Raw genomic sequence first — 15,284 nt, 5'->3', positions numbered from 1 at the left:
CTAGGCCAGCAGATTCTGCAGGATGTCGAGGGTATCGGCTTCGGCCACCGGCTTGTCGTGGCGCCAGCGCAACATCCGTGGAAAGCGCACCGCGACACCGCTTTTGTGGCGCTTGGACAGGGCGATGCCCTCGAAACCTAGTTCGAATACCAGGGTCGGCTCGACGCTGCGTACTGGGCCGAACTTCTCCACCGTGGTGCGCCGGACGATGGCGTCCACCTTGCGCATCTCTTCGTCGGTGAGGCCGGAGTAGGCCTTGGCGAAGGGCACTAGGGCGCGTTCGCTGCTCTCCGGCGGACCGTCCCAGACGGCGAAGGTGTAGTCGGAATAGAGACTGGCGCGCCGCCCGTGGCCGCGCTGGGCATAGATGAGCACCGCATCCACCGAGAAGGGATCGACCTTCCATTTCCACCAGGTGCCCATGTCCTTGGTGCGGCCAACGCCATAGAGCGAATCCTGGGCCTTGAGCATCATGCCTTCGACACCCAGGGTGCGGGAGGCCTCGCGCTGGCGGGCGAGGTCCTGCCAGTCTTTGCCGTGCAACAGGGGCGAGGGGCGCAGCAGCGGACTGGCGCAGCGCGCCACCACTCGTTCCAGTTCGGCACGGCGCTGGCGTTGCGGCTGGCTGCGCAGGTCGTGGCCCTGCCATTCCAGCAGGTCATAGGCGAGCAGGATGACCGGTACGTCTTCGAGGATCTTCTTGCCCAGGGTCTTGCGCCCGATGCGTTGCTGCAGCAGGGCGAAGGGCTGCACGCCGAAGGGGATGGGCGCGGCCGGATCGCGGCCGTCCTGCTGCTCCCTGACCTCCTCGCTGCTGAGCAGGGTGTCGGGCGTGGCGTCTTCCTTCCAGACCACGATCTCGCCATCGATCACCGTGCCATCGGGCAACTGTGCCGCCAGGGGATGCAGTTCGGGGAAACGATCGGTGACCAGGTCTTCGCCCCGCGACCAGATCCATAGCCGGCCGTCACGCTTGACCAGCTGGGCGCGGATGCCGTCCCACTTCCATTCCACCTGCCAGTCCTCGGCCGGACCCAGTTGCGCCTCGAACTGTTCTACCGGCAATTGCAGGGCGTGGGCGAGAAAGAAGGGATAGGGCTGGCCGCCGCGCTGCGCATGCTCGTCCGGGCTTTCCGGAGCGACCAGCCGGGCATAGCCCTCGGCGGTGGGGCGGTGGGATAGATCGGTATAGCCCACCAGGCGCTGGGCTACGCGCTTGGGGTCCAGGTCCGCCAGGGTGGCCAGGGCACGGGTCACCAGCAGCTTGGAGACACCGACGCGGAATTCGCCGGTGATCAGCTTGATGCAGACCATCAGGCTCTGCCGATCCAGCTGGCCCCACAGTGGCGGCAGGCGCTCGGCCAGTTCTTCCGGCTGCAGGCCGCGCAGGGGCAGCAGGTACTCCTCCAGCCAGAAAGCCAGGCCTTCGGCATTGGCGGCATCGGCGGTGGGAATCAGCAGTGCCATGGTTTCGGCCAGGTCGCCCACCGCCTGGTAGCTCTCCTCGAACAGCCACTCGGGTAGCCCGGAGAGGGCCATGGTCAATTCGCGCAGCTGCCGGGTCGGTACCAGCCGCCGCGGTCGCCCGCCGGCGAGGAAGTACACCGCCCAGGCCGCATCCGCGGCCGGGGCGCTGCCGAAGTAGTCCACCAGGGCCGCGAGCTTGGCGTTGCTGGAGGTAGTGGCGTCGAGACGCCCGTAGAGTTCGGCGAAGGCCTTCATGCCTGGGCCTCCGCGGCGATGGGGGTGTCGTCTTCCTCGCCGTATTCGGTGGTGAAGCCTTGGGCGTCCAGGCCCTGGTCGCGCAGGTAGCGCACCAGGGTGGCGACCGAGCCATGGGTGACCATCACCCGCTCGGCGCCGGTCTGCTCGATGGCCCACAGCAGGCCCGGCCAGTCGGCGTGGTCGGAGAGCACGAAACCGCGATCCACGCCGCGCCGGCGGCGGGTGCCGCGCAGCATCATCCAGCCGCTGGCGAAGGCGTCACTGTGCTCGCCGAAGCGGCGGATCCAGGTGCTGCCCCCGGCCGAGGGCGGAGCGATGATCAGCGCATGGCGCAGCGTGGGATCACTCTTCTTGAAGTCGCCGGCGTAGTGGGTTTCCGGAATGCGGATGCCGGCCTCGCGATAGACCCGGTTGAGCGGCTCCACCGCACCATGGGCGAGGATGGGGCCGATCTGCGGATCCAGGCCGTGCAGCAAGCGTTGCGCCTTGCCGAAGGCATAGCTGTAGAGGACGCTGGCCAGGCCCTGGGCCTGGTTGGCGCGCCACCATTCGTTGACCTCGGCGAAGATCTCGGCCTGGGGTCGCCAGCGATAGATCGGCAGGCCGAAGGTGGATTCGGTGATGAAGGTATGGCAGCGCACCGGCTCGAAAGGAGTGCAGGTGCCATCGGGTTCGACCTTGTAGTCGCCCGAGGCCACCCAGACCTCGCCGCGGTATTCCAGGCGCACCTGGGCCGAACCCAGCACATGGCCGGCTGGATGGAAGCTGAGCCTGACCCCGTGGTGGTCGATGACCTCGCCGTATTCCAGGGTCTGGAGGTTGATGTCGGCACCGAGCCGGGTGCGCAGGATGCCGGCACTGCCGGAGGTGGCGAGATAGTGACCGTTGCCTACCCGGGCATGGTCGCCGTGCCCATGGGTAATGACCGAACGTTCCACCGGATGCCAGGGATCGATGTAGAAATCGCCGGGCGGGCAATAGAGGCCGTCCGGGCGAGCGATGACGAGGTCCATGGACAGAAATCCCGAGCAAGGTGCTTGGAAATCTGACGCCAATATGCCGTCAACTGCATGACGTGGTGGCAAAAGGCGTCAAATTCGCGATGAAAAGCCCTGTGCGGCTAATGATTTGATAGCGGAACTAGTTCACAATTTGTCTGTGCATTGATTCAACATTCATATCCGGGCCTCGACCTGCATTTCTTCTGTTTCTGCTTGGACAGGCAGCGGAAACAAGCGGTTCGGTCGTTGTTTTGGTATGGCAGTGAAGGGCTTTGGAGTGAGCATGGAAGGTGCCGGATCGACCTCCTCCAGGGATGGAGCGTTCAAGCGGCTGTGGTACGGCTGTGCGGGCCGTGCGGCCTACCTGATTCTGATCACCCGTTTGGTTCAGGCCTTGATCGTTGTCGGGGTTGGGACCCTTTACTATCCCTTCGAACAGCACTGGAAGGCTCATGGACTGCTGGTGCTGCTGGTGCTGGTGGTATTCCAGGCGGCGGGCCTCTACGGCGACCTGCTGTTCAGCAATCTGCTGCGCTTCCGGCGCCTGACCGTGGCCTGGCTGCTGGCCTTCGTCCTGTGCCTCTTCGTGCTGCAGCAGATCCATCCCTTTTCCCTGGTCGATAATCGGGCACCGCTGCTGAAATGGTTTTTTGGTGGCCTGATGCTGCTGTTGCTCAGCCGACTGCTGGCATTGTCCTCCTATGGCTGGCTGATGCAGCGCGGTATCTACCTGCAGCGCGCAGTCATCCTGGGCGCTACCGAGAACGGGTTGCGCATGGCCAACCATCTGCTGGTCCGCCAGGACTTCCGTTGCGGCCTGGTGGGCATCGTCGATGACCGATCCGTGGAGCGTTTGCCCGAGCACCTGGCCGGATTGTCCTGGCTGGGCTCCACCCGGGATTTGCGCGCGCTGATCGAGAGGTTGCGCCTGGACACCATCTTCATCGCGCTGCCCTGGACCGCCGAGGCGCGGATCGATCAGGTGACACGTGAGCTCAAGCGCATGCCGGTCAATGTGCTGCTGGTCCCCGATCTGGTGGCCCTGCGCTACGCCCAGACACCCGTTGCCGAGCTGGCGGGCATGCATCTATTCCGGGTTTCGCGTCAGGCGCTCAGGGATTGGGCGCCGCTGTTCAAGCGCTGTGAGGATCTGCTGTTGGCAGGAGTGGCGCTGCCCATGCTGGCAGTACCCATGTTGCTGATTGCCTTGGCGATCAAGCTGGATTCGCCGGGACCCGTTCTGTTTCGGCAAAAGCGCTATGGCTACAACGACCAGCTCATCGAAGTGTGGAAGTTTCGCACGCTGTTCAATGGCCAGGCTGATCAGGAGGCCAGGCAGCAGACCATCCAGGATGACCCCCGGGTGACGAAAATGGGGCGCTGGCTGCGACGACTGAGCGTGGACGAGTTGCCACAGCTGTTCAATGTCCTCGGTGGCAGCATGTCGCTGGTGGGACCTCGGCCCCATGCGAAGGCCACCCTGGCCGCCGGACTGAAGTTCGAGGATGCGGTGATGGAGTATTCCGCCCGTCATCGCGTGAAACCTGGCATGACCGGCTGGGCGCAGGTCAATGGCCTTCGCGGTGAGACCGACACCCTGGACAAGATCGAGCGCCGTATCGAATACGACTTGCGCTACATCGAGGAGTGGTCGCTCTGGCTGGACCTGTACATCCTCTTTCGCACCTTGCCTTCGCTTATCTGGAGCCGAACGGCCTATTAAGCCAATCCTCAGCCAAACCGTTCATTCTATCGTCCGTTGTTTCATCGTCGTATCGCACTGGAGTGCTTTGATGAAGACCGCGCTGATCATTCCGACTCGCAATGCCGAACGCTACCTCGACCACCTGCTGCCGGCTCTGGCTGCTCAGACCCTGCAGCCCGATGAGCTGCTGGTCGTCGATACCCATTCGCAGGATGCGACGGCGGCGCGCTTTCGTGCCTTCGGTGCACGCGTCGAGGTGATTCAGCCGCAGCAGTTCAACCATGGCGGGACCCGGCGCTGGGCCAGTCGCCAGGTGGACGCCGAGGTGTTGATGTTCCTCACCCAGGACGCCATTCCCGCCGATCCGCACTGCCTGGAAAACTTGCGCGCCGGGCTCTTCGCCGCGCCGGACATTGGTGTCGCCTACGGCCGCCAATTGCCACATACTGACGCCGGTATTCTTGGTGCCCAGGCACGCCGTTTCAATTATCCCGTCGAGAGCCGCATCAAGCGGTTGAGCGATGCTCCCCAGCTGAAAGTGAAGACTTGCTTCAGCTCTAATTCCTTTTCCGCCTATCGCCGGGCAGCACTGACCGACGCCGGCGGCTTTCCCACCGACGTGATCGGCAGTGAGGACGCCTATACCGCGGCGCGCATGCTGCTGCGTGGCTGGGCCGTGCATTACGTGGCCGAAGCCCAGGCGAGGCATTCCCATGATTACCGGCTGCTCGAGGAATTCCGTCGGTACTTCGATATCGGCGTCTTCTACGGTCGCGAGGACTGGATCGCCGCGGCTTTCGGCGGGGCGGCGGGTGAGGGGCGCCGTTTTGTCGAGGCCGAGATCGACGCCTTGCGCGCGGCCGGTCAGGCCTGGCGCATTCCGGAGGTGCTGTTGCGCAGTGCCTGCAAGCTTCTCGGTTATCGCCTCGGGCATCGGGAGCGTCTGCTGCCCAATGCGCTGAAGCGCCGCATCAGCATGTTCTCAACCTATTGGGCCTGATCGTTCATGAAGTACCTTTTCGCACGTGGCCTGCTGCTCGGGTCGCTTTGTCTGCTTTGTGCATGCGGCACGCCGGCCAAGATCGGTCTGCCCGATAAGCAGGCGTTGGCAGCCGGACATGCCGCCTATGTGCAGTTGGCGATGCAGCCACTGCCGGCCGTGGCAGTCCAGCCAGGCGATACCCTGCGCATCACCCGCGATGCCCGCAGTCCGGCAGAGGAAGATCGCCAGACGCTGTTCATGGTCCAGCCCGATGGTTATATCCACTATCCCTACGTGGGGCGCCTGGCAGTAGCGGGGCAAACGCCGGAGCAGGTATCCCAACGGCTGACCGCCGCCGGCGCCCACCTCTACCGTGAGCCCCATGTCACCGTGAACATCGCCGTGGCACCCAGCAACCGTATCTTCGTCGGCGGTGAGGTGCATAACCCCTCGGTCTACGAGTTGAGCGGCGAAGCTTCTGTGGAGCAGGCGTTGATCGGAGCGGGTGGTCTGCTGCCCAGCGCCGATAGCAGCAATATCGCGCTGATTCGGCGCGATGACGCGGGCGGCTATCGGCGCTATTTCTTCGCCTTCAGCGACCTGCTCAGCGGCAGCCTACCGCCCGTTGCGCTGCAACGTGGCGATCTGATCTTCGTGCCCAAGTCCGGTATCGGCAACGCCGTAGAGGCCGTAGACCTGTATTTCACCCGCCTGATCCCCATCAACAAGGGCATCGGCCTTGGTTTGAACTACGACCTCAATCAACGCGACATCAGCAACAGCGGAAACACGAACATCCGTACGGTGTGCAGCGCGGGAGCAAGCTGTCAATGATCGAAGTCCGCTCCCTGCGCGATCTCCTGCGCCTATTCTTCATCTTCCGGCGAGAATTCCAGCTGGCCTTCGTGGTGACGGTGGCGGTAGCCATTCTCGGCGCCTTCCTGCTGCCCAGGCAGTACGAGTCCACCGCACGCCTGCTGGTCAAGCCCGGCCTGAGCAATACCCTGCCGATCGAAGCCAGCGATCGGCAGACGCTGGTGGCGCCCAGCACCCAGCGGGACCCCATTCTCGACGAGGAGCAACTGTTCACTGGCCGACCCATAGCGCTCAAGGTTGCCGAAAGCTATCTGCAGGAAAGTGCTGCCCGTCCGCCCGAAGGCTGGTGGCAGACAGTCAAATTGCAGATCAAGCAGTTGCTAGCCGGATTGAAGGATGGCCTGCGGGCGGTATTGCAGGCACTCGGCCTGGCCGAAGCCCAGAGTGCGCAAGAGCGTCTCGCCACGGAGTTGATCAAGCGTCTGAGCATCGGTCACGAACCGGGCTCCTCGGTCATGGTCGCCAGCCTGCGCTGGGATGATCCTGCGGTGGCGCAGCGCCTGGTACAGGTCTGGGTGAACACCTACCTGGAGGCGCGCGCGGCCAGCCTTGAGCGCAAGAGCCTGTACGCCTTCTACCAGGAGCAAACCGCCACTACCGGACGCCGGGTGGAGCAGCTCAAGGATCAGCTCGCCGGCCATTTGAGCCGGATCGGCAGCAGCAGCGTGGAAGATTACCTGCATGACCAGAGCAACACCCTGCAGCGGATGAACGCGGAGCGGTTCCAGACCAGTGCCGAGATTGCCAGTCTGGCCACATCCCTGATCAGCGCCCGTCAGCAGATCGCTGGCATGCCACAGCAGGTCGTGACCGAGGAGTCCAGTACGCTCAATCCGGATCGCCTGGACATGCAGCGGCAGCTCAACGGCCTAATCGTGGAGCGTGAGCGCCTCCTGCGGGTATTTCTGCCCGGTACCGAGCCGCTAAAGCAGATTGACCAGAACATCGCGGACCTGCGACAGCAGCTCAGCCAGCAGGCCGAGCACGTCAAAAGCAGTACCAACCGCGCGCCCAACGGTATCGTGGTCAATCTCAAGCAGCAGGTGGCTGATGGCACCGTACGCCTGGCCAGCCTCAAGGCGCAGCTTGCCAAGCAGGACCAGCAGATCAAGGAGGTACGTGCAGACCTCGAGCAGGTCATGGCCCAGGAGCCAGAGGTCAGCCGCGTCATGCGTGAGCTGCAGGTGGCTCAGCAGAACTTCCTTCTCTATGCCGACAACCTGGAAAAGGCCCGGATCGATCGGGCACTGGATAGCAGTCGTATCAGCAACATCGCCATTATCGAACAGCCTACCTTCAATCCCAGCCGAGTGTTTCCCAAGAGCCTGCTGATCATTCTGCTCTGCCTTCCCGCAGGGCTGGCCGTCGGGCTGTTGGTGATCTATCTCTGCTATTTGCTCGATCAGCGCATCCACGACGGTGGACGCATCCAGGCACGTTTCGGCATCCCGCTATGGACGACGTTGCAGCAACTCGAGAACCCGCAATTCGACGATCCGGCCTTTACTGCCAGCCTGTATCGCCTGCTCAGTCAGTTGCCGCTGGAGCGTATCCGCGAGCAGGGACTCAAGGTCGGGCTCACCTCGTCCCGCCATGGCGAGGGGTGCAGCTTCGTCGCCGAACGGCTGGCCACGCTGCTACGCGAGCAGGGATTCACCGTACGCATTCTCGATAGCGCCAATGAGCCGCCGCCGCAGGCACTGCAGGCGCTACCCGGCGAAGTCATCCTGCTGGTGGCCTCGGCCCTGCTGGCCAACAGCCAGGCATTTCTCTATCTGCACCACGCCGATCTGATCGCCCTCGTGGTAAGGGCGCGCTCCGGTACGGTACCCATGCTGGAGAGCTCCCTGGCAGTGCTCGACACCGCCTTCAAGCGGACCGACGGCATCATCGTCAATTTCCGCCGTTTCGAAGTGCCCTCCCGGCTCCTCGATTTTCTCCACCGGACCCGGGGGTAACGATGCGCATAGCGCTATTGGCACCGCTACCAATGGAACGCAACGGTATCGCTGATTATGCGGTGCACTTTCGTCAGGCTCTGGAGGAAGAGGGCATGGAGGTGCTCATTCCCCTGCACCACCCGGAGCACGGTGGTCGTCCCGCGCGGCGTCTGACCGATTTCGACTGGCTGAGCGTGGACGTGGTCCACGCGGAGTTGGGCGGCGGCCGGGTGCGGGAATACGAGACCCTGCTACGCCTGCGTCAGCGCTACCCGCGTCTGCCGATTACGGTGACGGTGCATGATCCCGAGCGCCTGGTCTGGCGCCGCCGGCAGCAGCCCTGGCCACTTAGCCTGCTGATGCAGCAGCGCTCGCCCTGGCCACAAGTGGCGACGGTATTGGGCGATCCCATGACGCTGCGTGAGGAGCGGACGCTGGCGGCAAGCCTAACGCAGCTGGTGACGTTAACCGAGACCGGAGCGAACGCCCTGAGTCAGCGTTTGCGCCTGGCACCGGGCAAGGTCATCAGCATTCCCCATGGCAACAGGGTGGTACCCGTGGCACCGCTCCCGCCCTTGGAACCCCTGCGCCTGCTTTATTTCGGCTTCATCTATCGGGGCAAGGGCATCGAGGATCTGCTTGACGCCCTGGCGAAGCTGCTCAGCGAGCGGCCCGATTGGCGCGGTCGTATCCGCCTGACGCTGGCTGGCGGTACCGCGCCGGAAGTCACCTTCGCCGCCCAGAGCGACTACCTGGGCGAACTGCGCGAGCGTGCCCTTCGCCGCGGCCTGAACGACTGCCTGGACTGGCAGCTGGATCTGCCGGAAGAGGCCATCGTCACGACCATTCAGGCCCACCATCTGCTGGTGTTGCCGTATCGAGAGTCACGCAAGCTGGCGATTCTGGGCGCTCAGCGCGGAACCAGCGGCGTGCTGGCCTGGGCCATGGCCTGCGGTCGCGGTGTGATCACTTCGGATGCCCGGGCCTTTGCCGAAGAAACCTCCCATGGCAATGGCATGACCTATCCGGAAGGCGACGTCACCGCGCTGACGGAGCGTCTGCGCACGCTGATCGACCATCCTCAGCAACTGGAAAGCTGGGCGCAACACGCGGCGCAGCTGGGCGCCGCGAGAGCTTGGCCGCAAACCGCACGGCGCTTCCGGCAGGTCTTCGAGCAAGCCAGTCGAGGTCATACCGATGCGCCGCGCTGAGCTGATGCGCCTAGCGGTGATGTGTCTTGCCATCGTACTCGGCGAGGCCGGCGCTCAGGCTGAACAGCGTCTGCAGGGTCCGCGTCCTGTGGTCTGGCGTGACTTCCTCGGCGTGAACGCCCATTTCCTCTGGTTTAGCCCCGAGCAGTACCGGCAGCAGATGGATCGACTGCAAGACCTCGGTCTCGAGTGGACCCGCATCGATCTGCACTGGGACATCATGGAGCCGGAGCAGGGTCAGCTGCGTACGGCAGAATTGGATGAGTTGACGCAGACCCTGAGCACGCGCCAGCTCAAATCGGAAATGTACCTCGTGGGCAGTCCGGATTTCGCCAGCAGCGGCCCGTTCGGCGTCGCCAACCGCGGCGCCTATCCACCCCGGGATCCTGCGCTCTATGCCTCGAGCCTGGTCAAGTTCGCCTCGCGCTATCCCTCGGTGCAGGCCTGGCAGGTGTGGAATGAACCCAATCTACCCAGCTACTGGCAACCTTTCGAGGACCCCGAGCGTTATGCCCGTCTGCTGCAGGCCAGTGTGGAAGCCATGCGCAGCCAGGCCCCCGGTCGAGAGGTGGTGATGGGCGGCATGGCCTACTACAGTCAGATGCCGGTACGCGGCGGCCTGATGCTCGAATCCCTCGGCAAGCTCGGGGTGCAGCGCTTGGGGACGGTCATTGCCTACCATCCCTATTCCCAGTATCCCGAAGGAGACGATCCCAAGGCGCGGGATTTCATCGTGCGCGCCCAGCTGCTCAATGAAAAGCTGCGCGGCATAGCGCCACCGGCGATCTGGGCGGACGAGTGGGGCTGGTCGAGCTATCCTGGTCCGCAGGAAGAGCAGAACATCATCGGCGAAGAGGGCCAGGCGGACTTCGTGCTGCGTCGGCTCGCCCTGATGAGTGCTCTCGATTATGACCGTATCTTCCTTTTCGCCCTGAGCGATCTGGACGGTCGCGCCAGTGTTCGAGATCAGCACTACGGCCTGTTGCGTCTGGATGGTAGCCCCAAACCGGTGTACCGGGCCCTTCAGCGCTTTCTCGCCCTGACAGGTCCGCGACTGACTCCCGTGGCGCCGCCAACTCTGGTTCGGGCGCCCGACGAACTCTACAGCATCGCCTGGCGCCGCAATGACGGCAGCCAGGTCTGGCTGTTCTGGTCGGCTGGCCAGGAACGTCTCCAACTGCCGCAGATCACCCAGGCCACGCTGCACGATCCCCTGACGGGCGAAAGCCATGAGCTGAATGACTCCTCCGGGATTGCAGTCCAGGCCAAGGCCAGCTTGCAGATGCTGACATGGAAGTAGGGCGATGACGCTTCGAAGCCCCGGACTGCGGCTGCTCTGGGTTCTACCCTATCTACCCTGGCCATTGTCCAGCGGTGGCAAGACACGTCAGTACCATCTGCTACGGGGGCTGGCCACGCGGGGACATCGCATCACCCTGTTGGCGCAAAGCAAGACACCCCTGGATGCAGCCGCCCGAGCCGCCCTGGAACCCTGGTTGGAACGACTGGTGGTCCTCCCCAGGCGCCCGGTACGCCATCCGCTCACCCTGGCAGCGGTGGCCTTCGCTCGCTGTCCCATGCTCGCGAGCATCAATGGATTCGCGCCGGCGGCCAGGAGCGCCTTCGCCACGCTGCTGGAGGAGTCCTGGGATGTGATTCAGCTTGAGCACAGCTATGGGTGCCAGCCCTACCTCGAACTGCTCGAGTCCCGTCGGCTACCCTGGATACTTACCGAGCACAATCTGGAATCGGCGCTTGGAGGAGCGACCTACGGTCGGCTACCTGCCTGGCTGAAAGGCTTCGCCCGCTACGACCAGGGGCGTTATCGACGTTGGGAGCGACGGGTAATGGGTGCTGCCGACCGGATCGTGGCGGTGACGCCCGACGATGCCCGACTTTTGCAGCCACTAACCGCAAGGCAGATCTCCGTAGTGGTGAATGCCGTGGATACGCAGTTCTTCGCCAAGGTGCGGCCCGACTCGGCCAGTCAGCGGCTACTGTTCATCGGTAACTACGAATATGCGCCGAATCTGGATGCCGTGGAATGGTTGGTGGCCGAGATCATGCCCCTGCTATGGCGAACCCATCCCCGGGCACGCCTGCAGATCGGCGGCTATGCCATGCCCGCGCGTTGGGTACGGGATTTCCCCGATCCGCGTCTGGAATGGTGCGGCTATCTGCCCGACCTTCGTGACGCCCAGTGTCGCTCCGCGCTGTTCATCGCGCCCTTGCGGCAAGGCGGTGGTTCCAAGCTCAAGGTCTTGGAAGCCCTGGCTGCCGGCTTGCCGGTGGTGAGCACCGCTCAGGGCGTATCGGGTCTGGCGCTGCGAAACAAGCAGGAGGCTTCGCTCGCGGAGGAGGCGGCTTCCCTGGCTCGGGCGGCGGCCGATTTGCTCGGAGCGCCGGTCGGCGCCGCAAGAATGGGTGAGGCGGGTCGTGCCTACGTGCGGGCCCATCACGACTGGCAAACTGCTGCGAGCCAGCTCGAGGCGGTTTACCAGGGTTTGTTGCCGCCAAAAGAGCACAGACCATGCGCGTAGGACTGGATTATCGCCCCGTACTCGCCGCGCCCCGCTCGGGTATCGGTCGGCAGGTCCGCGCGCTGGAAACCCATCTGGCCGAACTGGACGAGAGCAGCGTAACCTGTTTCGGCGGAATGCCCCTCGACCACCCCTTGCGAGGCCAGATCGAGGCCCCGGCCGGCGACCTGGACCTCCAGGGGCAGCATCGACCGCGGCAACGCTTCGCCTTCGAGGCCGCCTTCCTACCGGCCCGCCTGCGCGCGCTGGGTATAGAGGTCTATATCGCCACCGCTAACATGGGACTACCCCTCGGGCACATCGCGGGTCTGCGTCAGGTCTTGCTGCTGCACGATCTCTTTCAGCTCACCGAGCACAATCGCCACGCCTCGGTCTGGAAGGCGAGCGCCTACCGGCTGATCGACTGGGCCTCCATTGCCTATTCCATCGCTCGCGCGACCCGTATCTGGACGCCCTCGGCGTTCACCGCCGAGGAGGTGGCCAGGCGCTTTCCCCAGGCCAGGACGCGGATCCGTATCTTGCCGAACCTGGTCGAGTCGCCACCCGATGAGGCACGGCCGATCGAGGGGCTGACGCCGGGCTACTGGCTGGCAGTGGGTACCCGCGAGCCACGCAAGAACATCGTTCGCCTAGTGAGCGCCTGGATGGAGGCACGCCGGTGTTCGGGGGTACCCGATCTAGTGCTGCTCGGTGCAGCGGAGGACCTGCCAGGAGAGTGGCGTGGGTTGCCCGGTCTGCATTGTCTAGCGAATTTGGACGAGGCGGCCCTCAGCGGGCTGTACCAGGAGGCGGACCGCCTCTGGCAGCCGTCTTATGCCGAGGGCTTCGGTCTACCTGTGGTGGAGGCCCTGGCTGTGGGTACTCCGGTCGCCTGCGCCCGGGGTTCCGCATTGGACGAGGTGACGCCGCCCTGGGCGCCACGCTTCGAGGCCATGGACGTACCGGCCTTGGCGGCTTTGATGACCACGCTGGCACACCCCGCGCCGCGTGAATCGATTCGCGGCCCTGACTGGGCGGCTCGGTTTGGCGCGCCTGCCTATCGTGCTCGGCTGGCCGAGCTGTTGGCGGAGTTGCGACCGTGACAAGGCTGGGGACCTGGATTGCCGCTGTGCTCGGCCTGGCGTTTGGCATTCTGCTGTGCGTACTCCCGGCGGGCCAGGTAGCTCTCGTCGCCGCCGGTCTGGTGCTGCTGCTGGTACTGCTGCAATACCCCCTGTTGGGGCTGTTGCTGTTTGCCGGGGTGGCCACGGCGATTCCCTACAGCACGGTGCAACTGGGGTTGCGTACCACCCTGAGCGAGGCTCTGCTTGGCCTGACCTGGCTCGGGGTGCTCTGGCGAGCCTTCCTCGGATGTTATCAGGGAAGGCTACGCTGGCTTGCGACGGAGCGGGCGCTGCTGACGCTGATGCTGTTCAGTGCGCTGCCTTTCGTGGTGGGAGAGCTGGTCATTGCCGCGCCCGGCAGTGGCCTGGTCAACTGGATCCGCTGGTTGCTGAATCTGTCGGTCCTGTTCCTGGTGCCCCTGCTGCTGCCCGATGAGCGCTCCCGCGATCGCCTGCTGGTAGCCCTGTTGCTGGGTAACCTGGTGATGCTGGTGGTTTCCATCGGCTACTTCCTCAAGGACCGCAACGCGCTGAGCATGCTGCCACTGCTCACGACGCTCAAATACGCCCATCCGGAAGCGGTGCGGGACATCTTCTCCGGCAACTACACGCGTATGGCCTCATCCTGGGTCCATCCCAACCTCACCGGCGGCGCCCTGGCCCTGTTCATCCCCCTCGCGCTTTTCTATGGCTGGGTGCGACAGGGCTGGCGGCGCTGGTTGGGTTTCGGGGTGGCGCTGTTGGGATGCGCCGGCCTGCTGCTGAGCATCTCGCGCGGCGCTATCCTGGCTCTCGCTCTGGTATTGCTGTGGTTGAGCGCGCGCAAGGTGCCCTACAGCGGCCGAATCGTCGGTCTGGCAGTGGTGTTCGGCATGCTGCTGGTGGCCTGCTATCCTCCCCTGCAGGAACGCCTGGCGACCATGTTCTCCTCGACCAACGCCAGTACCGAGATCCGACTGGACGAATACACCCGGTTTCCCGAAGCCATGGCGGCCTATCCCCTGGGCATAGGTTTCAAGGTGGATCCACCAGTGCCGGGTAGTGGGCTGCTGGGCATCTCCAATCTCTGGCTCAACTACATCTACAAGGTAGGCGTGCCGGGCCTGCTGCTATTCGTGCTGGTGACCTGGCGCTGGTGGCGCGAGACGCGTCCTCACGGTCCCATTCCCTTGGTCACCCAAGCCAATGCCCTCTGGCTGGGCAGCGGTTGCGGAGTGGCGGCAGCGCTGCTTACCGGATTCTTCGACCACTATTTCAGTTTCACCAACGTGCTGGTGGCCCTGTTCTGGCTGCTGCTTGCCCTCAACCTGCAGCAAGCCCGTGCCCATCCTGAATTCGCTGGTTCCCAGACCTCGCCGCGGACGAATCCGTCATGAAGCATCGCATCGCTGTACCCGTGGACCTGCGCACCGACCTGGCGCAGGAGGCTCGAATCCTGGAGGTGAGCGAAGAGGAGCTGACCGAGGCCTTGGCGTGGATGCTGGCGCATGATGTCGCCTTCGAGGAAGGCGAAGGTTTGGCCAGACGCTATTCCATCTGCTCGGTGGATATCGAACCTCGTATCGAGCATCCGCTCGCCCGGCGCTGGTTTGTCCGCCTCAGAAGTCTCGTACCGACCCGGCTGGTGCCTCTCTACGGCTACAATCTGCCCACCTTGCGCGATCGTGCCCTGCGAGTCTGGGAGCAGCTCTACAACATCATCGTCAACAAGATTCCCAGCCATAACGTCCGCCTGGCCTGGTTGCGCCTGGGCGGCGCCAGGATTGGGAAGGGCTCATCCATCTGGCGCAATACCGAGGTGCTTGGCATCGAGAACCTGCGCATGGGCGAGGACAGCGTCATCGCCTGGCATTGCCAGGTAGATGCCCGCGCTGGGCTCATCATAGGTGATCATGTGGCCATCGCCTCCCATGTGCTGATCATCGCCGGCAGCCATGATCTGGCCGCTCCGGAGTTCTGGTCGATCTCCGCGCCCATTCGTATCGATGACTACGCCTGGATCGCCTCGCGAGCCCTCGTCGGTCATGGTGCCCAGATCGGCCGCGGAGCTGTAGTCACTGCCAATACGGTGGTCGCCAAGGTCGTACCGCCCTACAAGATCGTAGGCGGCAGCGGTGCCAAGGTAATGGGTGAAAGGCCGCGCGATCTTGCCTACCGCGTCGGTGGCAAGGGCCTGTTCACCTTCCTGCATTGAGAGCGCC

At 64.1% G+C, this 15,284-nt stretch carries 12 protein-coding genes; 10 read left to right on the top strand and 2 right to left on the bottom strand.

Annotation, left to right across the window (positions count from 1 at the left end):
• Both EC839_RS20160 and EC839_RS20155 read right to left on the bottom strand, forming a co-directional pair.
• Positions 1-1,722 carry an ATP-dependent DNA ligase gene (locus EC839_RS20160; RefSeq protein WP_132833091.1) on the bottom strand — a complete coding sequence of 574 codons (1,722 nt, stop codon included), beginning with the start codon at positions 1,720-1,722 and terminating at the stop codon, positions 1-3.
• Entirely contained in the window at positions 1,719-2,738 is a 1,020-nt protein-coding gene (locus tag EC839_RS20155) for a ligase-associated DNA damage response exonuclease (protein WP_132833090.1), read from the bottom strand. The genes EC839_RS20160 and EC839_RS20155 overlap by 4 nt, the downstream gene beginning before the upstream one ends.
• A gap of 271 nt (positions 2,739-3,009) precedes the next feature.
• Between EC839_RS20155 and EC839_RS20150 the strand changes: the two genes are divergently transcribed.
• The 10 genes from EC839_RS20150 to EC839_RS20105 all read left to right on the top strand — a co-directional run bounded on the left by EC839_RS20150 (position 3,010) and on the right by EC839_RS20105 (position 15,277).
• The gene (locus EC839_RS20150) at positions 3,010-4,449 is read left to right on the top strand and encodes an undecaprenyl-phosphate glucose phosphotransferase (protein WP_165904693.1); all 1,440 of its coding nucleotides are present in this window, start codon (positions 3,010-3,012) and stop codon (positions 4,447-4,449) included.
• A 70-nt stretch (positions 4,450-4,519) separates the two neighbouring features.
• Entirely contained in the window at positions 4,520-5,431 is a 912-nt protein-coding gene (locus EC839_RS20145) for a glycosyltransferase family 2 protein (RefSeq protein ID WP_132833088.1), read from the top strand.
• 6 nt (positions 5,432-5,437) lie between these two features.
• The gene (locus EC839_RS20140) at positions 5,438-6,247 is read left to right on the top strand and encodes a polysaccharide biosynthesis/export family protein (protein ID WP_132833087.1); all 810 of its coding nucleotides are present in this window, start codon (positions 5,438-5,440) and stop codon (positions 6,245-6,247) included.
• Positions 6,244-8,247: a GNVR domain-containing protein gene (locus tag EC839_RS20135; RefSeq protein ID WP_132833086.1), complete on the top strand. Its 2,004-nt coding sequence runs from the start codon at positions 6,244-6,246 to the stop codon at positions 8,245-8,247. Before EC839_RS20140 ends, EC839_RS20135 begins: the two co-directional genes overlap by 4 nt.
• Positions 8,248-8,249: 2 nt before the next feature.
• On the top strand, positions 8,250-9,440 hold the full coding sequence (locus tag EC839_RS20130; protein WP_132833085.1) for a glycosyltransferase: 1,191 nt from the start codon (positions 8,250-8,252) through the stop codon (positions 9,438-9,440).
• Positions 9,427-10,740, top strand: a complete 1,314-nt coding sequence (locus EC839_RS20125) for a beta-xylosidase (RefSeq protein WP_256681090.1) — start codon at positions 9,427-9,429, stop codon at positions 10,738-10,740. The genes EC839_RS20130 and EC839_RS20125 overlap by 14 nt, the downstream gene beginning before the upstream one ends.
• Before the next feature lie 25 nt (positions 10,741-10,765).
• Complete coding sequence (locus tag EC839_RS20120) at positions 10,766-11,980, top strand: glycosyltransferase family 4 protein (RefSeq protein ID WP_132833143.1); 1,215 nt, start codon at positions 10,766-10,768, stop codon at positions 11,978-11,980.
• Positions 11,971-13,062, top strand: coding sequence for a glycosyltransferase family 1 protein (locus EC839_RS20115; RefSeq protein WP_132833084.1), 1,092 nt, complete (start codon positions 11,971-11,973; stop codon positions 13,060-13,062). The genes EC839_RS20120 and EC839_RS20115 overlap by 10 nt, the downstream gene beginning before the upstream one ends.
• On the top strand, positions 13,059-14,459 hold the full coding sequence (locus tag EC839_RS20110; protein ID WP_256681089.1) for an O-antigen ligase family protein: 1,401 nt from the start codon (positions 13,059-13,061) through the stop codon (positions 14,457-14,459). The genes EC839_RS20115 and EC839_RS20110 overlap by 4 nt, the downstream gene beginning before the upstream one ends.
• On the top strand, positions 14,456-15,277 hold the full coding sequence (locus tag EC839_RS20105; RefSeq protein WP_132833083.1) for an acyltransferase: 822 nt from the start codon (positions 14,456-14,458) through the stop codon (positions 15,275-15,277). Before EC839_RS20110 ends, EC839_RS20105 begins: the two co-directional genes overlap by 4 nt.
• The last annotated feature ends 7 nt before the right edge of the window (positions 15,278-15,284 follow it).

This window comes from Pseudomonas sp. JUb52, assembly GCF_004341115.1.
GTDB classification, from domain to species: domain Bacteria; phylum Pseudomonadota; class Gammaproteobacteria; order Pseudomonadales; family Pseudomonadaceae; genus Chryseomonas; species Chryseomonas oryzihabitans.
This window is presented reverse-complemented; position numbering and strand designations above follow the sequence as displayed.

What these genes read in the sequence shown, in the direction of transcription:
- EC839_RS20160 (WP_132833091.1), bottom strand. Translation starts at nt 1,722, where the DNA reads ATGAAGGCCTTCGCCGAACTCTACGGGCGTCTCGACGCCACTACCTCC.
- EC839_RS20155 (WP_132833090.1), bottom strand. Translation starts at nt 2,738, where the DNA reads ATGGACCTCGTCATCGCTCGCCCGGACGGCCTCTATTGCCCGCCCGGC.
- EC839_RS20150 (WP_165904693.1), top strand. Translation starts at nt 3,010, where the DNA reads ATGGAAGGTGCCGGATCGACCTCCTCCAGGGATGGAGCGTTCAAGCGG.
- EC839_RS20145 (WP_132833088.1), top strand. Translation starts at nt 4,520, where the DNA reads ATGAAGACCGCGCTGATCATTCCGACTCGCAATGCCGAACGCTACCTC.
- EC839_RS20140 (WP_132833087.1), top strand. Translation starts at nt 5,438, where the DNA reads ATGAAGTACCTTTTCGCACGTGGCCTGCTGCTCGGGTCGCTTTGTCTG.
- EC839_RS20135 (WP_132833086.1), top strand. Translation starts at nt 6,244, where the DNA reads ATGATCGAAGTCCGCTCCCTGCGCGATCTCCTGCGCCTATTCTTCATC.
- EC839_RS20130 (WP_132833085.1), top strand. Translation starts at nt 8,250, where the DNA reads ATGCGCATAGCGCTATTGGCACCGCTACCAATGGAACGCAACGGTATC.
- EC839_RS20125 (WP_256681090.1), top strand. Translation starts at nt 9,427, where the DNA reads ATGCGCCGCGCTGAGCTGATGCGCCTAGCGGTGATGTGTCTTGCCATC.
- EC839_RS20115 (WP_132833084.1), top strand. Translation starts at nt 11,971, where the DNA reads ATGCGCGTAGGACTGGATTATCGCCCCGTACTCGCCGCGCCCCGCTCG.
- EC839_RS20105 (WP_132833083.1), top strand. Translation starts at nt 14,456, where the DNA reads ATGAAGCATCGCATCGCTGTACCCGTGGACCTGCGCACCGACCTGGCG.